The organism is Candidatus Eisenbacteria bacterium (assembly GCA_026388185.1).
GTDB lineage: Bacteria > Eisenbacteria > RBG-16-71-46 > JAFGJU01 > JAFGJU01 > JAPLKG01.
Window position 1 is genome coordinate 1 of record JAPLKG010000017.1, and the last position, 22215, is coordinate 22215.

At 56.7% G+C, this 22215-nt stretch carries 18 protein-coding genes; 5 read left to right on the plus strand and 13 right to left on the minus strand.

Annotation, left to right across the window (positions count from 1 at the left end):
• Positions 1-99 precede the first annotated feature (99 nt).
• The 10 genes from NTX17_09115 to NTX17_09160 form a co-directional block, all read right to left on the minus strand.
• The gene (locus NTX17_09115; protein MCX5801530.1) at positions 100-1281 is read right to left on the minus strand and encodes a hypothetical protein; all 1182 of its coding nucleotides are present in this window, start codon (positions 1279-1281) and stop codon (positions 100-102) included.
• A gap of 535 nt (positions 1282-1816) precedes the next feature.
• Positions 1817-3772, minus strand: a complete 1956-nt coding sequence (locus tag NTX17_09120; protein MCX5801531.1) for an ABC transporter permease — start codon at positions 3770-3772, stop codon at positions 1817-1819.
• Complete coding sequence (locus NTX17_09125) at positions 3769-4773, minus strand: efflux RND transporter periplasmic adaptor subunit (GenBank protein ID MCX5801532.1); 1005 nt, start codon at positions 4771-4773, stop codon at positions 3769-3771. The genes NTX17_09120 and NTX17_09125 overlap by 4 nt, the downstream gene beginning before the upstream one ends.
• Positions 4773-6002, minus strand: coding sequence for a TolC family protein (locus NTX17_09130; GenBank protein MCX5801533.1), 1230 nt, complete (start codon positions 6000-6002; stop codon positions 4773-4775). The genes NTX17_09125 and NTX17_09130 overlap by 1 nt, the downstream gene beginning before the upstream one ends.
• Before the next feature lie 270 nt (positions 6003-6272).
• Positions 6273-7205: a hypothetical protein gene (locus tag NTX17_09135; GenBank protein MCX5801534.1), complete on the minus strand. Its 933-nt coding sequence runs from the start codon at positions 7203-7205 to the stop codon at positions 6273-6275.
• 93 nt (positions 7206-7298) lie between these two features.
• Complete coding sequence (locus NTX17_09140; GenBank protein MCX5801535.1) at positions 7299-9491, minus strand: DUF5916 domain-containing protein; 2193 nt, start codon at positions 9489-9491, stop codon at positions 7299-7301.
• Between the two features lie 182 nt (positions 9492-9673).
• The gene (locus NTX17_09145) at positions 9674-10609 is read right to left on the minus strand and encodes a magnesium transporter CorA family protein (protein ID MCX5801536.1); all 936 of its coding nucleotides are present in this window, start codon (positions 10607-10609) and stop codon (positions 9674-9676) included.
• Positions 10610-10715: 106 nt separating this feature from the next.
• A complete protein-coding gene (locus tag NTX17_09150; GenBank protein MCX5801537.1) occupies positions 10716-12032 on the minus strand; it encodes a hypothetical protein in 1317 nt (438 codons plus the stop codon).
• A gap of 59 nt (positions 12033-12091) precedes the next feature.
• Positions 12092-12427, minus strand: a complete 336-nt coding sequence (locus tag NTX17_09155) for a ferredoxin:thioredoxin reductase (GenBank protein ID MCX5801538.1) — start codon at positions 12425-12427, stop codon at positions 12092-12094.
• Between the two features lie 79 nt (positions 12428-12506).
• Positions 12507-12764, minus strand: a complete 258-nt coding sequence (locus tag NTX17_09160; GenBank protein MCX5801539.1) for a glutaredoxin family protein — start codon at positions 12762-12764, stop codon at positions 12507-12509.
• Positions 12765-13069: 305 nt separating this feature from the next.
• Here NTX17_09160 and NTX17_09165 point away from each other — a divergent pair, with 305 nt between their 5' ends.
• Entirely contained in the window at positions 13070-13861 is a 792-nt protein-coding gene (locus NTX17_09165) for an electron transfer flavoprotein subunit beta/FixA family protein (protein ID MCX5801540.1), read from the plus strand.
• Positions 13862-13880: 19 nt separating this feature from the next.
• The gene (locus tag NTX17_09170; GenBank protein MCX5801541.1) at positions 13881-15080 is read left to right on the plus strand and encodes an FAD-binding protein; all 1200 of its coding nucleotides are present in this window, start codon (positions 13881-13883) and stop codon (positions 15078-15080) included.
• Positions 15081-15084: 4 nt separating this feature from the next.
• Here the strand turns inward: NTX17_09170 and NTX17_09175 are convergent, their stop codons facing one another.
• Positions 15085-16284, minus strand: coding sequence for an aminotransferase class I/II-fold pyridoxal phosphate-dependent enzyme (locus NTX17_09175; protein MCX5801542.1), 1200 nt, complete (start codon positions 16282-16284; stop codon positions 15085-15087).
• A gap of 175 nt (positions 16285-16459) precedes the next feature.
• On the opposite strand from NTX17_09175, the gene NTX17_09180 reads away from it, so the two are divergent.
• Both NTX17_09180 and NTX17_09185 read left to right on the plus strand, forming a co-directional pair.
• A complete protein-coding gene (locus NTX17_09180; GenBank protein ID MCX5801543.1) occupies positions 16460-18109 on the plus strand; it encodes a glycosyltransferase family 39 protein in 1650 nt (549 codons plus the stop codon).
• A gap of 50 nt (positions 18110-18159) precedes the next feature.
• A complete protein-coding gene (locus tag NTX17_09185) occupies positions 18160-19128 on the plus strand; it encodes a D-2-hydroxyacid dehydrogenase (GenBank protein ID MCX5801544.1) in 969 nt (322 codons plus the stop codon).
• Here the strand turns inward: NTX17_09185 and NTX17_09190 are convergent.
• On the minus strand, positions 19125-19325 hold the full coding sequence (locus NTX17_09190) for a DUF6485 family protein (GenBank protein MCX5801545.1): 201 nt from the start codon (positions 19323-19325) through the stop codon (positions 19125-19127). The two genes, NTX17_09185 and NTX17_09190, sit on opposite strands and share 4 nt — an antisense overlap.
• Before the next feature lie 34 nt (positions 19326-19359).
• Positions 19360-20781: an Ig-like domain-containing protein gene (locus tag NTX17_09195; protein ID MCX5801546.1), complete on the minus strand. Its 1422-nt coding sequence runs from the start codon at positions 20779-20781 to the stop codon at positions 19360-19362.
• Between the two features lie 322 nt (positions 20782-21103).
• Between NTX17_09195 and NTX17_09200 the strand changes: the two genes are divergently transcribed.
• Positions 21104-22165 carry a glycosyltransferase family 4 protein gene (locus NTX17_09200; GenBank protein ID MCX5801547.1) on the plus strand — a complete coding sequence of 354 codons (1062 nt, stop codon included), beginning with the start codon at positions 21104-21106 and terminating at the stop codon, positions 22163-22165.
• Positions 22166-22215: the final 50 nt, after the last annotated feature.

A 22215-nucleotide genomic window follows, 5' to 3' on the forward strand; every position in this document is an offset into this window, starting at 1 on the left:
CCGCGTGCTCAGACAGAGGCAGCTCCGGACGAACTGAAGAAGATGTGGTAACCAACACACGAATACTAGCCTGATGATCGTCGGTAAATCGCTCTCCTCTCACACAAAAAACATACTTGACTCCAGCCAGATCCATACTACCCCACCAGCACCATCTAAGGCGATCGTCGGCTGATACTGACTCCCCGTTGCCGTGCACAGCGCTACCCCATTCGCAGCCCACTGAACAACACCCCAACCATTCACCCTCTGCGCATAGATGTCCCAGTTCCCGCTGCGGTAGTCATACCACGTCACAATCGCCCCACCAGCACCATCAGATGTGATCGTCGGAGACCGCTGATCCCCCGTTGCCGTGCACAGCGCTACCCCATTCGCAGCCCACTGAACCGCGCCCAAAGCATCGATGCGCTGCGCATAAACGTCATTCTCCCCGCTGCGGGCGTCATACCACGCCACAATCGCCCCACCAGCACCATCTGACGTGATCGTCGGATACACCTGATTCCCCGTAGCCGTGCACTGCGCTACCCCATTCGCAGCCCACTGAACCGCGCCCAAAGCATCGATGCGCTGCGCATAAACGTCATAGTCGTCACCGCTGCGGGCGTCATACCACGCCACAATCGCCCCACCAGCACCATCTGACGTGATCGTCGGCCACCCCTGATCCCCCGTTGCCGCGCACAACGCTACCCCATTCGTACCCCACTGAACCACGCCCAAAGCATCGATGCGCTGCGCATAAACGTCATTCTCCCCGCTGCGCCGGTCGAACCACGTCACAATCGCCCCACCAGCGCCGTCGGACGTGATCATCGGATACACCTGATCCCCCGTTGCCGTGCACAGCGCTACCCCATTCGCAGCCCACTGAACCGCGCCCAAAGCATCGATGCGCTGCGCATAAACGTCATTGTTCCCGCTGCGCCAGTCATTCCACGTCACAATCGCCCCACCAGCACCATCGGACGTGATCGTCGGATACCCCTGATTCCCCGTTGCCGTGCAGATGGCCACACCATTAGCCACCCACCGAACCGCACCCAAAGCATCGATGCGCTGCGCATAGACGTCACTGTTCCCGCTGCGAGAGTCACACCATGTCACAATCGCCCCGCCAGCATCATCTGAGGCAATCGTCGACTGATACTGATCCCCCATCGCCGTGCACAGCGGATTACCGTTATCCGCCCAAAAGCCAAAAGAACACATCGGAAGTCCCACGACCACCAAGAACCCGACCATCGACACCCCGAACACTCTCATTAGCCTATTCATCTCCATCACTCCTTTCCTCCGAGGGTCGGCCCTCGACCCAAAAGGTCCAGACCAGAAGGATCTCCCGTCGTATGAACCGAGCGACACCCAGGACGGCAAGACATACCGCAACCAGCCCTTCGCCGAAACGAAAAAGCCTCACCGGGGGCCAGTGAGGCTAGTGATCCCTGCGAAAAGCAAGCACAATGGACCGTCTTCGGAAACATCCTTCTGCCCGCCATCATGATATGTGAAAGAGAAGAACTGAAGCTGCCAGTTGCTTTCGCCTGTTGCAAGCGTGGAATATATCACCAGAGTACCGCCAACGCAAGCAAAAAACTCCTGTCGTATTAGCAAAGTAATAATGTCCTATTGTGCGGTTGTGAGTGCTTGGCTTTTCCCATTCGCCCGGCCGGCAATACAAGAGGGGTGACCAGAATGTCTGGTCACCCCTCTCAATTCGAAACAACCCTATGGAGACTATGGTTACTTGAGCAGAATCATGCGGGTCGTATCATCTTCTTCAGTTTCTGAAGTTCTCGGCTTTACACGTCTCCTATTCATGTCGCAATGCCTCGATGGGGTTCAAAGTGGCGGCTTTGCGTGCTGGATAGAATCCGAAGAAGAGCCCTATTGCGAAGGCAAAAGAAAACGATAGCACCACGGAGGCAGGCGTGACTACCGTCGGCCAGCCTCCGAAGCGACTTGCAAGTTTGCTCGCCACCAGTCCCAGGAAAACCCCAACCAGCCCTCCGCTCAATGACACAATGATCGCCTCGACGAGAAACTGACCAAGGATGTCGCGCGGCTGGGCACCGATTGCCTTGCGAATGCCTATCTCCCTCGTCCGCTCGGTCACCGATACAAGCATGATGTTCATAATCCCGATCCCGCCGACGACGAGGCTCACGATTGCAATCCCCGCCAGCAGCATGGTGAATGTCTTGCTCGTCTCCTTCACGGTGGAGAGAATCTCCGCCTGCGAGTCCACGTGGAAATCGTCCTCTTGCCCTTCCCTAATCTCATGATTCTCCCGCAGGAGGCGTGTTATCTCTTCCGTGGCCGTGTCCATCACGCTCTGGGATTTTGCCTCAATGTTGATGGACGACAGGTGGTCCACGCCGAACAGCCGCTTCTGTGCAGTCGCCAAGGGGACGAGGACGATGTCGTCTTCATCCCTCCACCCGCTGCCGCCCTTCTCTTTCATCACGCCGATGACTTGAAACGTGCTTCGCTTGATCTTGATGTATTGCCCTATGGGATCCTCAGTTCCGAAGAGGTTTTCCACCACCGTTTGCCCCAGGACGGCTACCCGGCGCAAGTATCGGTTGTCGCTTTCGCTGATGAAAGAGCCCTTCGCCAATTGAAAGTTGTTGACCTCGGGAAAATTGGGCGTAACTCCGCTAATGCCGGTGTTCGTGTTCTTGTTCCCAAAGACTACCTGGGCGTTCCCTGAGAATGTGGCGTCGACTTTGGCGACGGACGGACATTCTTCCGCGATGGCCAGAGCGTCTGCATACGTGAGGGACGTGACTCCTCCCATCGCCCCCCTGGCAGGTCCCGTCGTTTGGGCACCTGCGCGCACCATCAGAAGGTTCGCCCCCATCTGGCTTATCCTTTGCGTGATTTGCAGGCTCGCTCCTTGACCAATCGCTACCATGGCAATCACAGCCGCCACGCCTACCACGATGCCGAGCATCGTCAGGAAACTGCGAAGTTTGTTTGAGAAGATGGAAAACACGGACACAAGCAGGCTCTCTTTTAGTTCGGAGATGGAGAACACTCTCTTTTTCTTGCCACTGCGTCTCGGCAAAGAAGCCCTGTCCACTTGAGCTCCACCGGCGTTCCTGGTGTCCTCCACAAGCCCACCGTCCCGTAGGCGGAGGATTCGCTGAGCGTGTGCCGCCACCGAATTATCGTGCGTCACCAAGATGACGGTCACGCCCTTCCTGTGTGACTCGGTCAGGATCGCCATTATCTCGCCGCCGGAAACGGAATCGAGGTTGCCCGTCGGTTCGTCCGCGAGGAGGATCGCCGGATCGTTGACGAGCGCCCTCGCGATGGCGACGCGTTGCTGTTGTCCTCCCGACAGTTCTCTCGGTCGATGGCGGGCTCTATCCTCCAGCCCGACGGAGCGCAATGCATCAATACACGTCTGCCTTCGCTTACCGTGATTGCCGGCGTATATGAGCGGGAGTTCAACGTTGGAGAGGGCGCTCTGCCGTGGCAACAGATTGAACGTCTGAAACACAAAACCTATTTTTTCGTTTCGTATTTGGGCAAGCTCGGAATCGGAGAACTCGCTCACGTTGACGCCGTCAAACAGGTATTGTCCGCTTGTGGAGACGTCGAGACATCCCAAGATATTTAGAAGAGTGGACTTGCCCGAGCCCGAGGGACCCATGATGGCAATGAACTCGCCGTCTTCGATCTTGAATGAGACGTTCTTGAGCGCGGGGACCTCTATGTCCCCCATTCTGTAAATCTTGTCGACGTTCCGCAGCTCTATCATCTTCGTCCCATGAACATTGGTATCCGCGGCCGAGAACTCGTCGTCTGCGTACTTGACGGCGTGCTCCCGGTTGTTACGGTTTCACTGAGAACCACCGTGTCGCCCGCCCTCAAGCCCTCGGTTATCTCGATCGTTTTCCCATCAGTGATCCCGGTTTTGACGCTTCGACGAATCGGCCTGTCTTCGAGAACTGTAACGAAGCTGTCTCCGTTCTCCTCAGAAACCGCGCCCTTGGGAATCACGAGTATGCTGTCCTTGCTCGCCACCACGAATTCCACGTTGGCGGTCATTCCGGAGGCCCAGTCGCCGGGCACTTGCACGGGCTCCACCATCACGTCGTATTCCACCACGCCCGAGACCAGGGTACCCTCGCGGGAGATCTTGGTCACCCTGGCGTTCACGCGCTCATCAGGAAAGGCGTCGAGCACCACCCACGCCTTCTGTTTCACTTTTATCTTGCCTATGTCTGCCTCGTCCACCTGGACGCTCGCCACCAGCCTGTCGGCGATCGCGAAGAGGACGGTCGCTGTGGTCACGTTCTGTCCGGGCTCGCAGGAGCGCATTATCACCTCTCCGCGTATCGAGTTGGTGAGAGGCACTAGTTTGTACGCCTTGTCTGCAATCTCGGAGGCCTCCTTCGCCTGCTTGATGGCTTCCTCGTCATTCTTCTCTTGGGCGGATTCAAGCGCGGAGCGGGCCGCGTCCAGGAGCGCAATTCTGTCTTCGCTGGAAATCCACGCGAGGATGTCTCCTTCCTTCACCCTGTCGCCTTCGTTGACTTCCACTTTGTCTATCCTGCCGCTGACAGACGAGCTGACCTCGACTCTCGTGTAGGGTTCGATCGTCCCCGTGGAAAGCACCTTGACCTCTATGCTGCCCGATTCGACTCTGGCAGTCTCGTAGGCGGGTTGATCCGTGTTGGCGAGACGTCTTTCTCGAAGGTAAAAGAGTCCGGCCAAGATGATCAGCACGGGGATTATTATGAAATACAGTTTCTTCATTAACTCGTCCTCCCACACGCCTTCTCCAACCTGGCAGCGGATACCCGGAGATTGTACAGCGCGCTTAGCTGGGTGGTCTCCGCCTGGGTAAGACCGGTTTCCTTCTGCTGCAGGAAGAAATAGGACGTCTTTCCTTGCTCGTATTGCAGCTTCGTCAGTTCGTACATATTGCGAGCGGCCTCCAGAGTCGACTTGTTCACTTCGATGATACTTTGTGCCAATTCCCAGGTCGAGTAGGCTTGCTCGACCTCTTCTTCTATCTGCTGCTGCAGTTCCCGGATTCGATCGCTCTGGCTCTCGAGCGACAAGGTGGCGTCCCGGACTTTCGCCTTTCTTGAGAAGCCGTCAAAGATGGGCAACGAAACACTAATCCCTGCACCCCAGTTGTCCCTCTGGTCCAGAAGTTCGCTGCCCTGCAAACCGTACGATGAGGAGAACGAAACGCCGGGAAGATAGTTGCTCCTGGCCTGTGTGACCTGAGCTTGGAGCGCACCAGTGTTGGCCGTTGCAGAGAGCAGCTCGGGTCTTCCAACCATTGCCTCCTCGATCAGACTCTCGAGTGGCGGAAAGTCGATCTCTGCGTCCCGATACTCCAGGACCACCTCCGACCTTCTAGGTCTGCCAAGAAGCAGGTTGAGCTCGACTCCAGCAAGGACCAATTCATCTTTTGCCCGCTTATCATCGTATTCTGCCTGAAGCACGTTCGCCTCGGCTTCTTTCACTGCAGGCGAGCTCTCTCTGCCTGCCTCGTATTTTAGATTGATGAGCACGAGGTCCTCTCTTCGTCTCTTGACCACGTCCTGCACCAGGGTGATCTGCTCCTGCTTCTGCAGTATCTTGAAGAAAGCCCCCTTCACTTGGAGGATCAGTTCGTCCTCCGACAGATGATACGCTTCCTTCGCCACGTCTACTTTGGCCGTGGCCGCATCCACGGCGGCCTTCCGATATCCCCCGTCGTAGATGGTGTAGCTCAGACCAATGCTGGTCGAGTAGCTCCCCTGCCGATCCCCAAAGGAGCTTCCCGAATTTCTGTAGCTGGAGGAGAGGTCTACGCCCGGGTAGTAAGAGGAATGGGCAGACGTCACGCCGACGTTGGATCTCTCTATCGACGTCTTTTGCTGAACGAGCGTCGGGTTGTTCTGTCTTGCAAGTGAAATGCAGTCCTGGAGAGTCAGTGGCTGTTCTGCAAAAGAGTCGACGCTCAAGATTGTCACCAGGAGGATAATCATCGAACAGAGTCTCCGAATCACGTCACTCCCCTTTTCGTTTCTATTCGCGGGTAACTCTAACCGCGGGAACGCTCTCGTTTGACGACCGTAACTCTTCTTCTCGATTTTCTACTATTTTTGACACCTTCACGACCGGCAAACTTGCGGTCTATTCCACAGTTTCCCCAACGAATAAGGCAACTGTCGCTCCGGGTGCTGCTGGCGCGACCGGCGAATAACTCCTTGGAAGATAACAAACTAGGGGGTGCCGGAAGGTCTGCCGGCGACTCTTCAGATCGCCTGTCGCTTCGTGGCGCAGAGCATCACTGAAAGATGATTCATTTGGTTGCGGTCGTCACGAAAGTCCCGATGCAGATGGGGTCTTATTCTCTCAAAAGCAGGGCCATCGAGAGTCAGTAGCGGGGTCATCACAATGTTCTCCCATCCCCATCTCTCAAAGGCCTCTCTGTACTGAAACGGTCTCACCCGGTTCGGGATGCCTCTGAATCGGAACAGGTCGTACACCTTTTGACCATATCTATAGATGTTGTTTGGATCTCTCTCACGTATCCACCTGGAATGAGTCATCATGCCTATTTCTGTGACAATTACTGCTCCGCTTCTGGCCACCAGACTCAATTGCCGTACGGTGCTCTCGACGTCGTCAAAATGCTCAAACGATGCCTGGCTGAAGATGAGGTCGATTCTCTCCTTTCCAAATGCGGAAACCGCGTCGAAATCGTCCCGGCAGACGTAATTCAGCCTGTCACTGCTTCCTTTCCGTGTCATTTCAAGTTGTCCCCGAAGAGAATCGAGATCCGCAGCGATATCCGCGCACTTCAGGCGTTCGAAAAAGTACTCGTAGAAGCCACCGGGAACGTCCTCAACCAGATTGTTGACGTCGATGGCGCTGTAGCGGCCGACGCCTTTTGCCAGGAGATACAGACCGACACCGAGATCGGAACCGGGCCCCAGCTCCAGAACACTCTTACCGACAAAAAAATCGTTTCTGCCGGTGTAGCCCTTCAGAAAAGAAAGCCACTTCTCGACCACTCCGAGGTCATATTCGGCACATCTGCGGTACTCACTGATGGAAAACGGCTTGGGAGACGAATACCCTTTGAGCGTACTCCTGGCTTTTGAGAGAAACAGGAATCCCAGTCCTGCCACATGGTAGAACAGATTTTGAAGTCTCGTGTGTAGCTTCCGTTCTAGGCCGGCCATTTGAAGACGTGCCTCCCGGTGGTCTCCACAATCGTTTTCGAGCGAGCAAGGTCAGGGCTACAAGGCCAGGGCCGAATTACTCGGAAGAATTACTCAGAAATAGAAGAGGTATTTTATCTTGAACACGCTGGTTCTGTCACTGACGTGCAATCTCTGCGGAAGCAGACTCCCGCCGCCGTCGTATTCGTCGCTCCTGTCGCGGACCTCGTTGATCGCAAAGTAAATCCAGCTCTTGGGGCGGAAATTGTACGAGAAGAGCAGCCCGCCGACCGCCTGCTCTATCTTCTCGGTAGATCGTACGTACACGTTGTCGAGGTACACGCGGACGTTCAAGTTGTTCACCGGCGTCAGGGAGAAGAAGGGACGAGTGTTGACCGTGACGTCCTCGATTCGGTTCTCCGGAGTCCATTCGGCAAAAACGTTCAGATCCGTGCCCACCTCGAGCATGTCCAGCGCCCGCCAATCGATTTCACTCTCCGACCAGAAGTAGGGAGCCAGGTAGTCACGCGCGAAGTTGTAGGTCTTTGAGTAGCCGCCGGACAGTGACGCGTCCCACTTGGGAGAGATGTTGTACCACGAAGAGAGATTCAGGTCGTAGGAAGTGAACTCCTTTTCCAGATCTTTCGAACGCCCCGTCGAAAGACTCAGTTCGTATCCCCAGTCGTTGCGGAACTGCATGTTGAACCCCAGGAGGGCGATTCTATCGGTGAAGGCGTCGGCCTTCTCGTATTGCAGAATCCCGCCCACGTAGACGAGAGCTTGTTGGACACAGCCCTCATCGAAGTACCAGCGAGGGCCGGCCAATCCTGTGAATTCGGCCGTGCCTTTCCACGGCACGAAGCCCACCTCACTCACGTCGAAATCTTCGCCCACGTACCTGCTTCGCGCGGCTAGCAGCCATTTGTCCTTGGGCACCCTCAATCCTGCAGACGCGGCGAAATCCCCTCGCGATTCCCTGTAAGACCGCGCGACCTGATAGGCAAGCTGCCAATCCGCTCCGCGAAAAGCTCCGTCAACATCGATGACTCCCGTCTTCTCGCTGTCGGTGTTCTTGCCGACGTACAACAAGCCGACGGAGGAATTGTCCAGGATTTGCTTCTTGACTCTCACGGAGCTGAACAGTGCCTGCGGTTCCGTGATGCTCTCTCCGTCTGACTCATAGTCCTTCTCGTCCGTCACTGCCAAGAAACCGCCGTATTCCCATTCGCCGGCGCGTCCGAATGCCTTGGTCCCCAGCAGCAGAGGCACTTCGCTACCGTCCGGAAGCTTCTTCCCGATTCTCCTGGAATAGAAAAGCTCGAGCGGCTCGTAGAAACCGGAGTTATTCTCGCGGCCGGACGGCATGAAGACTTCATTTCCTTCGGTGAAAAAGGGACGCCTTTCGTCGAAATACGACTCGTAACGGGAGATATTGAAGGCGTAGGGGTCCGCCTCAATCTGCGCGAAGTCGGGATTGCCGGTCAACTGGAACGTCAACCGTTGCGACGGATTGTAGAAAATGTCGACGCCCGCATTCGGGCTGAGCTTGTACCTGGAGTCGTGCAGGTACTCAGCTTTCAAGATGCCCACGGGATAGATTTCCAGGTTCAGGCCTCTCACGGAGGGACGGAAATCTTCAAGAACCAGCCGGCCGAATTTCGAGATTCTCTGGCCCTCGTTCTCTTCGTACGGACACCAGTAGATGTCTTCTTTCGTTGTCGGAATCCAGCGATCGAAATCGAGACCCCACGCCTCGAGGCCTTCTCGATACTGAATCGAACGATAAGGGATCTCCATTTCGATGACGAATCCCCAGTCGTAGATTCTGGCGGCCGAGAACCAGACGCCGTCCCAGTTGTAGTCGCGGTTGCGGGCGTCGTCCAGCAGTCTGCAATCCGCTCGCACGCCGGCGGCAGAAACGGCGAACTTGTACGCCGTGCGCCTGTCTCCGAAGGTATCGATCATGAGAGAGACGACGTCACCCTCGAAGTCATCGAGCGTGCCCTTGCTGCGCTGAATGTTCTTTCTTTCATCCTGGCAGATCATGAGGCAATAAAGCGCATCATCCGTGGTGAGAACTTTCGCAGTGGTTTTTCGGGAAGGCTCCTTACCATGGAAAGGCTCGAACTCTACAAAGTCGGAGGTCGAATCGGTCTGGCTCCAGAGGGGATCGATAACTCCGTCAACGGCCGGGCCGGACTGAACCTTCCTCAGCACCAGTGCCCTTTGTGAATCCGCCCGAACCTCCGACGGCCCCACGGTGAGTAGCACACATATTACCGCAAGGAAGATAATCTTGTTTCTCATCTTCGTGCTCGGCGAGTCCCTGAATCGAGGGACTCTAAAGACATGTCATCGGCGCCCGTCACTCGGGCCCGATACGCGACATACAGTACGCAGAATCGGGGAATATGTTGCACTCAAAGACGAACGAGAGGCGCGACCGCCTTCGCGCGGGCCTGCGGCCTTGCTGTTCGACTGCGTTCCGGCTATCTCCAGGTGCGCTCAACCTTCCTGATGAGGAAGAACGTGCCGAGGCCGAGGCATAACATGGCCACAAAGAAGAGCGGATATGCAATCTTCCACGACCGTTCCAGGCCGATCATGGCCGAGAATTCCGACATGCCCCCAACGCCGGCAAAAAAGCTCGGAATAGCAACGGCGATGACAATGGCATTGAGGTTCTTCATCATGACGTTCAGGTTGTTGCTGATTATCGAAGCGCGAGCATCCATGAGGCTGGAGATGACCTGGGAGTAAATCTGGGCCATTTCGTAGGACTGGGCGTTTTCTATGGCTATGTCGTCGAGGAATTCCGCGTGAGTCGTCGAGAGCCCAAGCTTGCTCGCGCTTGTTTTGAGCCGTTCGATGACGCGGCCGTTCGAGCTGATTCCCTCCAGGTAAAATACGAGGCTCTTCTCCAACGTGAACATGTTGAGCAACTGCCGGTTATTTATGGAGGAGTTTATCTGCTCTTCGAGTTCGTCGCTGCACATACTGATGGCCTTGATGTGCCCCTGAAAATGGGCCGTGGACATGTATAGGAGTTTAAGAACCACGTCTTGAATGGAATCGACCTTGGCGAATTGTCGACCGTAAAACAGCGGAATGTCCTCCGCGAGCAAAATAATGAGTCGGTTGGAGAACATGAAAAGACCGATGGACTCGACGTTGAAGAGAAAGCTGTCCTTCCCGGTGTAGCGCTTCGGCTGCTTTATGATCAGCGCCAAGTGGTCGGGCTCCATTTCCATTCGCGCAAGCTCGTTGGAGTCCAGGGAAGAGTGCAGCGTGTGTTCATCGATATTGAGACTCTCGATGAGGTATTTCCGTTCAGTCTCGTCGGGGTTGACGTACACGTAGATTGGACATTCTTTGTCCGAACTCTCCACGATTTTGCCCCCGCAGAAAGTGAATTCCTTCACCATGTTCGTTTACCTCCTCGCGTCTCAACGAAATGAGCCATTCTAATTCGCTGCGATCAGCCAGCATAGCATCAAGTCATGTTGGAAGCAATCTCAAGCCGGGAGAGTCTTACAGCGCCGCAGGAATAGGCCGGCGAGACCGCTCACTGTTTCGGCGCCGCCTGCCAAACCACTCCGCCGCGGCCCCCACCCCCAGCGTCGCGAAGATTATCATCAATGGGTACAGCTCGAGACTGTACCTCCCCCGTACGGCGAAGTTCATGTAGAAAAGCGTCTGCCAGATGAAGACACAACAGATCAGCAAGCGCGCGCTGTCACGAGGCAATCTAAGAGATACTGCGAGCCCGAGCAGGAAAAGCGGCAGCAAGAACGACATGAGGAGGATGATTGCGAGTCCCTCGCGAAAGTTGTAGCTCATTATGTTTGGGCTCGTCCACCACAGAAAGAGAATCCTGGTGAGGCTGCGCTGCACGGTTTCAACGGGATTGCGGAGCATGTAAGCAAGACCCTGGCGAAGCAATTTGCGATCGAAGCTCGCCTCATTCATGGTCGCGAGTTCGCCACGGTCAATCAGGTGTGCTTGGACGGCGGCATCCACGCAAAGCACATTGTAGCTCGAGTTGGCGTAGGCGTTGTGTGAGCCCGCCAGGTTGAAACCGAGATTGGTGGCGACCGGGACCAAACCGCGGAGAACAAGCGCGTTGCGTATGGTCCACGGTGAAAGGACCAGTGCGGCGACAAGCAATATCTGCCCGGTGATGGAAAAAGCCCGCGCCCAACTGATGCGCGCCCTGCGCAGGCCGAAGGGCAGAAGGACGATTGATCCAAGAAAATAGGGCAACGAGTAGCCCAAGAGTCCGTAGACGGCCCCGGCGCGAGCCGCGCGCCAGAAACCGGGGCGCCGTGCGACACCGTCAAGTAGTAAGAGCAACCCCGGAATCACTGCCGCATGGAAGCAAGCGGGAGTAAGCCTTATCGAGTAGATCATCAGGGGCGGCCAAAGAGCGACAGCGTAGCCGGAGAACCAGGCCAGATCTCCTCTAATGAACCTGGCCGCAAGTCGTCGGGTCCAGACGGCACAGAGAGCAAAGAAAACCCCCTGCACGGATTGAACCAGTCCAATCCAGTGAGCCGGTAGTACGGTCTTGGAAAAGACCAGGAAATATGAGTAGAACGGAGGAAAGAAGGCATGACGAGGAATCTCCGTTCCGTAGAAGTTGAATACGAAACCTCTGCCGGCAAGAACGTTCTGCGCCACCACTGCCCACTCCAATCCCGAGCCATGCTCACCCCTGAGTAACTGGGTCACCCCCAGGTGCACAAGATATGCGAACAGAAACAGACTCAGTTCGAGTGTGGCCATGCGAGGCAGGCGGCGCGGTGCGGCCTGGTTCGAGAGGGTGAGTACTAGGCTTTCAGCGGGCATATGCTCCAACCGCGTGATAGAACCGGGTCTACAGAATCAGACGAGTTCGCGACCTCTTTCTAGAAGCGGACCTTCTCCGGAGGCCTTCGATCAGGGACATAGACGTGAGGGACTTTCCCTTCGTTCCACTCTTCTGAGGAATAGAGATTGCAGAAGCACGTCCCGTATTCCTTGACGTCCGCCTCTCGGTAGGCGCACGGGCAGATTATGTCCCTGTCGGATTCGCGATCGCCTGACGCCAGCCTGCAGGGACAGCTCATGTAACCGTACCGCTCTTTGTTGGCAACGAGCGCCTCAATGACCTCGGAGGCCTTCGTCTTGTCTTTGTTGAAATAGTATCCCTTTGGTTCCTGCAGTTTTCTCAGGGCTTCGTAAAGTTTCTCGATGTCGCTCATGTCCAACCACCTCGGTCTCAGACTGACGTACGTCTCCAACGTCCGTCAGTCTGCGGTTCGTCTCAAACCTAGATTGACGTCATGTTATTCCCAAAGCATTCCTGATCTCATCTTCCTTGTAGCCCACGATTACCTTGTCTCCGATTATGATGGTGGGAAATGAGTACTGGGGATTCAGTCTCTTGACCTCCGCAAGTGCTGCCTCCCGCTCCTTGCCCGTAAGCAAATCCACGTCCGTGGCCTCATATTTCACCTTGCACTCGTCAAGAAACTTCTTCGTAGCCTTGCAGTAACCGCACGTACTGAGGGTGTACATTCTTACTGGTCTCTGCTCCATGGCGCCCCTCCTCTTGGATTCACAGACATCGATCGCACAATGTCTGCTCACAGAGTTTGGTCGTGAACTCCAAATGCGCGAGCTCTGGCCGGATTATTAGTGACGGCAATTGTCACACGTGACGCCGGCCAAGACAAGCGGATTGTCAGGGCATCCTGCGACGACCGCCACCCGAGCGATTCCTCCGGCCTGCAGTGAGTCGCGAGGGCCTTCTTGTCACTCTCACGTGTTTCTTGACAACCTCAAGCCGGGAGTGGTAGTTTTGGTTCTTTCAGGCGGCTTCTCTGCAATTCATGGAGGAACGCGTGCAAGCGATTGTGTGCATCAAACAAGTTCCAGAGATCCCAAACGTGGGCATCGACCCCCGCACGAATACTCTCATCAGGGAGGGAATCCCCAGCATCATCAACCCGTTCGACATGTACGCGATTGAAGAGGCTCTCCTGATGAAGGACAAGTTTGGCGGCAAGGTCAGCGTGATAACCATGGGACCTCCCCAGGCAGTGGAGGCTCTGCGAGAGGCCCTTGCCATGGGCGCGGACGAAGCGTTTCTTCTGAGCGACAAGGGATTCGCGGGCTCAGACACGTGGGCCACGTCGTACGCGCTCTCGAAGGCCGTAGAGAAGATCGGTGAGTACGACATCATCTTCTGCGGCAAGCAGGCCATCGACGGGGACACCGCCCAGGTCGGCCCTGGCGTCGCAAGGCGTCTCGGCATTCCTCAGCTCACTTACGTGTGCAAGATCAGGGAGATCGACCTGGCGGCAAAGAGAATTGTCGTCGAAAGGATGCTCGAGGCCGGAAAAGAAGTCGTCGAGTCGAAGCTCCCCGCCCTCGTCACGGTGGTCAAGGACATAAATCAACCGCGCTTCAGAACGCTCATAGGAATCAGGAAGGCCACTCAGGCGCAGATTCCGGTGCTGAAGCCGGCGGACATCAACTGCGAAGACGCCAAGATAGGCCTGTTGGGTTCGGCTACCGAGGTCGTGAAAATTTTCACCCCGGAGCCTCGGAAGGGCGGACAAGTCCTCGAGGGCGAGCCTGAGGAGACCTGCGAGATTCTTGTTCAGAAGCTGATGGACGCAAAGTTTCTGTAGTAGAGACGAAGGGAGTTTCGTGGCAAATCTTAGGGTCAACGAAGAAACCTGCACGGGGTGCGGTGCTTGCGTCGAGAGCTGCCCCTTCGGCGCATTGATTCTCGAGGGTGAGTTTGTGCGCATCGCAGACAACTGCAACGATTGCGGCGCGTGCGTGAGCTCGTGTCCCAGCGAAGCTCTCATTCTCGAAAGGCCCAAGCAGGCGCCTGCGGTTGACTTGTCTCAGTACAAGGACGTGTGGATCGTCGTGGAATATGAGAACAAGCGCGTCTCGCACGTGGCACTTGAGCTTCTCGGCAAGGGCAGGGAGCTTGCGGATGGACTGGGTTCCAGACTCTGCGGCGTCATATTGGGCGAATCGATCTCAGAGCTTTCACAGGAGATCTTTGCTCACGGCGCGGACGTCGCGTACGTGGTGGAGAGTCCGTCACTCCGCAAGTATCGAACGGACCCCTACGTCGACGCCGCCGCGTTCTTGATAAGAAAACACAAACCCGAGATAGTGCTGGTAGGAGCCACGACCACCGGCAGGGATTTTGCGGGCGCCCTCGCGACCGAAATCGGCACCGGCCTCACCGCAGACTGCACGGGCCTTGAGATCGAGTCCGAGACGAAGAATCTCCTACAGACGAGGCCTGCCTTCGGCGGCAATATCATGGCACAAATCGTGTGCCGCAGGCACAGACCTCAGATGGCCACTGTCCGTCCCAAGGTGATGGAGCTTCCGCGGCGAGTAGACGGAAGGAAAGGCGACGTCGTCGCAGAGAAGATTGACTTCGACGAGGAGAAGTTTCTTACCAGGGTGCTTGAATTCATCAAGGAAGAAGGCTCGACCGTGAATCTCGCTGACGCCAACGTGATAGTCTCGGGGGGACGGGGACTCGGAGAGCCGCAGAATTTCAAGGTCGTCGAGGAACTCGCAAGGGTTCTCGGCGGCGCGGTAGGGGCATCTCGGGCCGCCGTGGACGCGGGTTGGATCCCCTATCCCCATCAGGTCGGGCAGACCGGAAAGACCGTGAGACCCAAACTCTACGTGGCTTGCGGCATTTCGGGAGCCATTCAGCATCTCGCCGGCATGCAAACGTCCGACATCATTGTCGCGATAAACAAGGACCCCGATGCTCCCATCTTCAAAGTGGCCACCTTCGGAATTGTGGGAGACCTCTTCAACGTAGTCCCCCTCCTCACAGAAAAGTTCAAGAAGCGCCTCGGAAAATAGAACCCTAGATGTGCTCCATCGCCTGGTCCAGGTCGTAGATCAGGTCTGCGGCGTCTTCCAGACCCACGGAGAGTCTTATGAGGCCCTCGGTGATGCCCACTTCTTCGAGTTCCTGTCTCGAGTAACCCGTGTGCGTCATCGACGCGGGGTGCTGAATCAAGGTTGCAACGTCTCCAAGGCTCACTGCCAGAACGCACAGCCTGACGCCGTTCATGAGTTTGCGCCCGGCGTCCCTCCCTCCCTTCACCTCAAAGGCTATCATGCCGCCCGGACCGCGCATTTGTCTCTTTGCGAGCGCGTGCTGAGGGTGCGAGCTCAACCAGGGAAACCACACTCTCTCCACCTTGGGATGAGAGGACAGGAACTCCGCGACTGCAAGAGCGTTCTCCGAGTGCCTTTCCATACGAATGTGAAGCGTCTTGAGTCCCCTCAGGAGCAACCAGGCGTTGAAAGGACTGATGCATCCGCCCAGGTCTCTCACGAACTCCTTTTTCATTTGCTTGATCTTCTGGGCCGGGCCCACGACGATGCCCGCGACCGTGTCGCCGTGTCCGCCTATGTACTTCGTCGCGCTGTGGACCACAAAGTCGGCGCCGAGCTGAAGCGGGTTTTGGTAGTAAGGAGTGCTGAAGGTGTTGTCCACGGCGAGCGCAATCCCACGCCGTCTCGTGATTGACGCTACTGCGGCTATGTCAATCAGCTTCAAGGTCGGATTGGCCGGGGTCTCTATGAAGACGAGTCTTGTTCTTCCGTCAATTGCCCGCTCGACGTTCTCAGGTACCGAAGCGTCCACTTCGACGACCTCGAGGTTCAGGCGCTCGAAAGTGTTCCTGAAAAGCTGGTGTGTGCCTCCGTACAACGTGTCCGATGCGACGATCCTCTCTCCACTCTTGACGAGACTGACCGCCAGCGAGACTGTCGCGGCCATTCCGGAGGCCGTCGCAGCGGCAGCTTCTCCGCCCTCCAGAAGAGCCATCTGTTTCTCGAGAACTGCCTGCGTGGGATTTCCCAGCCTTGTGTAGTAGTAACCTTCTTGCTCGCCTGCGAATATGGCAGCGCCCTGCTCTGCGCTTTCGAACGCGAACGTCGAGCTCTGAAAGATTGGGGTGGACAGTGGATCGACGTGCACCTGTTTCTCGGTCTTCTCGTGTCCTTCCCTACCGTGCACCGCCAGCGTTGCGAATCTCAGTTTTCGGTCTTTCATGGCGTTCTTGCTCCTCCCGAACGGGCTTAAAGCCCACCGATGCCCAAACAGACAACTTTCCCACAAATCCGCACGTCATGTCAATTGCATTGAGAATCGCACCGGCACGCCGTTCGTGGCTCGCCGTTCGTCACGTCTTGACCGTCAGACCCTCGCGTGATATTGTGCCAGCACGATGAGTTCGAACCTCTCCTCGACCACACCCGGGTGCACGGACCGGCTCGACTACTACGCCGACGGATACCGCCACCAGCGACTCTACGTGGCTCTCCTGATCTTGTTGGCGCTTTTCCTGAGGCTCTATCGCCTGTCCAGCCAGAGTATCTGGGTGGACGAGATGCTCACGCTGTTCTGGAGTGGCTTCAGTGCGCCGTTCATTCCGGCGGACGTATTCACGAATCTGCACAGCCCGCTTCATTCGCTGGTCATGTTTCTCTGGACGAGACTGGCCGGGGAAAGCGAGTTTGCGCTGAGATTTCCTTCGGTCGTCTTCAGCGTCCTCTCCTTGTTCGCGATCTACAGGCTCATTCTCAGGCTCTCCGGCCCTCGAACGGCCGCGGTCGCTCTCGCGGTGATGGCGCTCTCTCCTTTTCACGTCTGGTATGCCCAGGAGGCCCGCAACTACAGCATGTTGCTCTTCTTCTCGGCCCTGTCCTTTGAGAGTTTCTTGAACCTTCTCTCCGAGCCCGATAGAAAGAGCTTCGGGAAGTACGTGCTCTTCACTTTCGCAGCCTTTCTGTCCAACATGAGCGCGGTCTTCGTAGTGGCCGTGCAGGACGTGTTCTTCTTGATCTCACGCCGAAAGCTCTCGTTCCGAAGCCTCGTCTTTGCGCACGTAATCTTGGCGTTCCTCCTTCTTCCCTGGCTTGGCGAGATGCTTCACAGGGTCGAATTCCTCCGACTCGCTAGGACTGCGCCATACGTGGGCACCGAATTCCTGCGGGGCCAGACCACGTTCACACCGTTTGCCGTTCCCTACACCTTCTTCGTCTTCTCTCTCGGCTATTCCTTCGGGCCCAGCCTCGCAGAGCTTCACGAGTCGGCACGCCTCGCGAGCTTCGCTCACTACGGTCCTGTTCTTATCCCCGCAGCCATTGCCTTCTCGCTCGCCGTACTGCTGGGAATCATCTCCTTGAGAAACAGGACGAAGCTTCTTTCGTTACTCCTTGTGTGGATAGCACTTCCACTAGTCGTCGTTTCCTTTTTTGCGATCAAGAACTTCAAGCCCTTCAATCCCAGATACTTAATGGTGAGTTACCCGGCGTTCGTCTTGCTTCTCGCGGAAGGCCTGCGGCTCGGGGGAGCCAGAGCCGTTGGTCCTGGCGCGAGTGAGCCGGAGGGAACCGTCAGGCGGCGGGGCATGGTATCTTTCCTGGGGACCGCGATGCGACTGGCCCTTTGCGCCCTCGTTCTCGGGACAATGCTTCTTTCCTTGTGGAACTACTACCGGGTGCCGCGCTACGGAAAGGACGACTTCAGGGCCGCGTCCAGGACTCTTGAGGCGGAGTTCGCGCCGGGCGATATGGTGTTCACGGAGGGAACGTACGAACCTTTGCTCTATTATCTTCGACACGGCCACTCGGGCCAGGGCGGAGCACCAATCACGTTTTTGCCTCTCTATCCGGAAATGGTCGGGAACGATGCCAGGGTGCGTGACTATGTTCTGGAGAAGGCCCGAGAAGCAAACCGTGTCTGGCTCGTGACATCCAGGCTTTGGAATTTGGATCCGGAAAGAAAAGTGCCCGCACTGTTCCAACAGATGTTTCTCGCCGAAAGGGAGTTTCACTTTCAGGGCGTGGACGTCGTCCTCTACTCCAAGAGATGAGAAAGGGCGACCCGGGTGCGGACCAGTGAGCGGAGGTTCGTTTGAAGCTTGTGATAATACATGCAAGGGCCTTCGAATACGAAGCCTTGATCAGGGCTGAAGTGAGGGACGATCTTCCCGATCTTGAGATAGTGGCCGCAAGAGACAAGAACGACCTTCCCTCCTCGATCGAAGACGCGGAGGCAATACTCGCGTGGCGCATTCCAAAAGACATCATAAGGAGGGCCACCGGCCTGAAGTGGCTTGCCTCGACCGGAGCCGGAGTCGATCATCTGCTCTTGCCCGAGTTGCCCCTCGACGTCCAGATTACCAAGGCACCTCCCATCTTCGCGGAAGCGATATCTGAATACGTGATGGGCTACACGCTGTACGTGTCGCTCGGTATGGAGAAGATTCTCTTCAACGCGCGCAACAGAGTGTGGTCCGTGCCGGAGCATTTCAGGCTTTCCGGAAAGCTCATGGGGATTCTTGGGATGGGCACGATAGGAACCCACGTCGCAAGGGCGGCGAAACTTTTCGGAATGAACGTCTGGGGAGTGAGGAGGACTGCTGAACGGGCCGGTGCGACGCCGGCACAGGGGACCCAGGCAGCCTCAGGGGGAGCCGACAGGATCCTTGGCAGAGACGAACTCGAAAGTTTCCTGCCTCACCTGGATTTTCTGGTCCTCACTCTCCCCCTCACCGAGGAGACAAGGGGAATGATAGGAAAAGACGAGATTTCCTTGCTCAAGCCCACGTGTTGGATAATCAACGTCTCCAGGGGTCGAATAGTCGACGAAGACGACCTCGCTCGGGTGCTCGGCGAGGGAAAACTGGGAGGGTACGTCTCCGATGTTTTCGCCTCCGAACCTCTTCCTGAAGACAGCCCGCTGTGGAGACTCCCCAACGTGATTATCACGCCGCACTATGCCGCGTTGACACAGCCGGAAGAATTCGTGCCCCATTTCGCGGACAACCTGAAAAGATTCGCGAGGGGCGAGGCCCTTCTGTTCCGGATTGACAGGGAAAAAGGCTACTAGCCCCTGACGGTCTTGGCAAGGTTTCGCAACGACCTATCGTAGGTTCTCTCCGCTGCCGTCGGAAAGAGACAGCCCGGCGCCTCGTCACTCTTTCTGTGGTACGCTATGCACTCGCAACAATTTCCTTTTCTCGCGCAGGGTTCGTACGTGCACGTACAGTTCTTCAGGTTATTCTTCTGCGACGGGCAATCAACCATCATTACCTCTCTTGGACCACAACGTCGGAATCGGTTACGGAGAAGAGGGAAAGTAGAACAACGTCATGTTGATTCCGACCGTGTCCGTAATCAGAAGAATCGGCGTTAACACCGGCTCTTCGCCCACAAGCTCGCCGTAGATGCCCACCGGCTCGATCGGCGGTCCTTCGTCCGGATCAAGTTTGTGATTGTGATTCGTGTCCATGTAGCACATCACATAGTAACAGCCAAAGAACAACGGTGAACTGGTGTAGGCTCCAAACCCCAAGGGCAAAACCTGCACGTCAACCGGTTCCCCGGCGCCCCCCTGGGTCGGATCATCCGCAAAGAACACAACATAGGTCGTGTCTGATTCCGTCACTTCTCCCTTCGACACCGTACCGGAGATGGTGGAATACTGGAATTGATACTCGAGCTCGAAATTCACTCCGCTCCGAGTGTGGCCGGCAGAGACAGTGATCGGGTCGGGTTGGGCATCATCGTCGGTATCGTACATGCCACACGGTTCGCCGGCGTCAGGCTCCCCGGAGAGATTGAGATCCATGAACGCGCCTACGTAGCAGGTGCCCGGCGGAACGGGGTCGATGGTGTAGCTGCCCGGCCCGTCCATGATGGCAGATGCGACCGGATCCCTAAAACCGAGATCTCTGAATACGACTATGTTCACCGACGTGTATGGAGGCGTCCCGGAGTACTCGATGGTTCCGGAGACAGCGCCGGCGTCCCCTGTAACAAAGCTCCATGCGTACGCCGAAGCAAGATGATTCCCCGTCACGTCAGTTGCACCTGTGTTGACGCCGGCGTAATACGTTGCGTAATTCCCCAGATGACTGGCAGGCGTAAAGACGACCCTCGTGTCGCCGGCCTCCCACACGAAACTCCCGGCCAGGTTTCCACCGCCGGAAGCCCGCTGGACGTAAAAACTGGTTTCAACGGAAGTGCGATTCATCTTCTCACTGAACTCCGCCGTGACCGTGGCCGTAGTGTCCACACCGCGCTCGCCGTCCTCCGGGTCAGTGCTTGCCACGACCGGGGCAGTCGTGTCCAGTTCGCTGCTGCCCTCGAACCCGAGCGTTTGAGTGCCCATGGCATTGCCCGCCAGGTCCTTCACGGCCGTCACAGACAAAACGTAAGAAACGGACGCTTGGGCGGAAGTCTCGATGGACACTGTCTTCTCGTCAGCCAGAAGCACCACGCTCGAAATCGTAACCGGACTGCCACCGCCGGCGGGCGTTATTGAGTAGTGGGACGAGTTCTCTGACGAACTCTCCTCGACCTTCTCGTTGAAGACAACTTCCACGTGGTACACATCAATTCCCGTGGCCGAACTGACAATGGGAGGCGTGGTGTCCACGTCGGGCTCGGATGTGTCCTCTTTTCCACAGCCGGCCCCCACTACGAGAAGGCTCACAAACAGCGCGATCAGAACCCAGGAACTCGCTCTTTCACAATGCATCTTGGACCTCCTTGTTTCTCGACGGTCAAGAAGCCACCGAAGTGTCCGGACGCGATCGTGCCCCGACGGCGTGACTGATAGCACAGTGCCCCGCGCGTGTCAACCGACTGTCGCGCCGGGATCGGCGGAGCCTCCGGATCGTCACACGTCAAGACGACAGCCCGCGGTACTCGTCCGCGATTTGCCGCCGCGACCGCGGGAGCGTCCTTGACGCCCGCTTGTCCTGCATGCTAGCATGCAGGACAAGACGCAAGGGGGCAAGAGCGGACACACGTCTGACGTGCTTTTGTTGACTGAATCGTGGTTCACGTGGGGATTTGCGATGAAAATCTGTTTTCTCGGTGACGCTTCGATGAATCATGTGGCAAGGTGGGTGAACTACTTCGTTGATAGAGGACATGATTGCTTCGTGATCAGCCTGGAAATGGGCCAGAAGTTCAAGTGTCCATTTCATCACGTGCACATGCCTCCGCTTCCCCCCTTCGCCAAGTATCCTCTTTCCGCCCTCCTGGTTTCGAGCCTGGTGCGCAGCTTCGACCCCGACGTGATGAACGCCCTCTTCATACCGAACTACGGTCTTGTTGCGGCCATACTCAACGCCAGGCCGCTCGTCGTAACCACGATGGGTTCGGACGTTCTTGTCGCTCCGAAGAAGAGTCCATTTCATCGCTGGAGGACAAGATACGTGCTCTCCAAGGCCGACCTCGTCACCTCCGACGCGTGGATGATGACGGAGAAGATAATCTCCTTCGGAATCGAGGCCGGAAGAGTGCTCACCGTACCCATGGGTGTCGACAGCACAATATTCAACATGGAGGGAAGGACCCCGCACTCCATGAAGGAACCCCTGATCGTGAGCACGAGGCAGCTCGGACCGCTTTACAACGTCTCACAGCTCGTCGACGCCATCCCAGAGATCCTGAGAGCGGTCCCGGGGGCCAGATTCGTAATCGCCGGCACCGGCTCGGAGCAGCAGAAGCTGGTCGAGGCGACGAAGCGTTACGCCATATCGGCATCCGTGAGCTTCCCGGGATGGCTGGACCCTCTTCAACTCTCGTCTCTTCTCAAAGAGGCCACGATCTACGTCTCGACCTCGACGTCAGACAGCACGTCCGTTTCTCTTCTCGAGGCCATGGCCTGCGGCACGTTCCCCGTCGTGAGTAATATTGCAGGAAACAGGGAGTGGATTGAGAATGGAATAAACGGGCTTCTCTTCGGGCTAGGAGGCCCTTCCCCGCTTGGCAAGGCAATCGTAGGTGCATTGTCTAACGAGCAACTCATCGCTTCTGCCACGGGAAAGAACAAGGAGATCATCGAGAAAAAGGCAATCTGGACCGACAACATGTCGGTCGTGGAGGGCGCGCTTGCAGTGCTCGGCAAGTGAGCAGGACCGGCAGAAGCAGGAGAGCAAGTACGAGGATCGGCGCAGGCTCT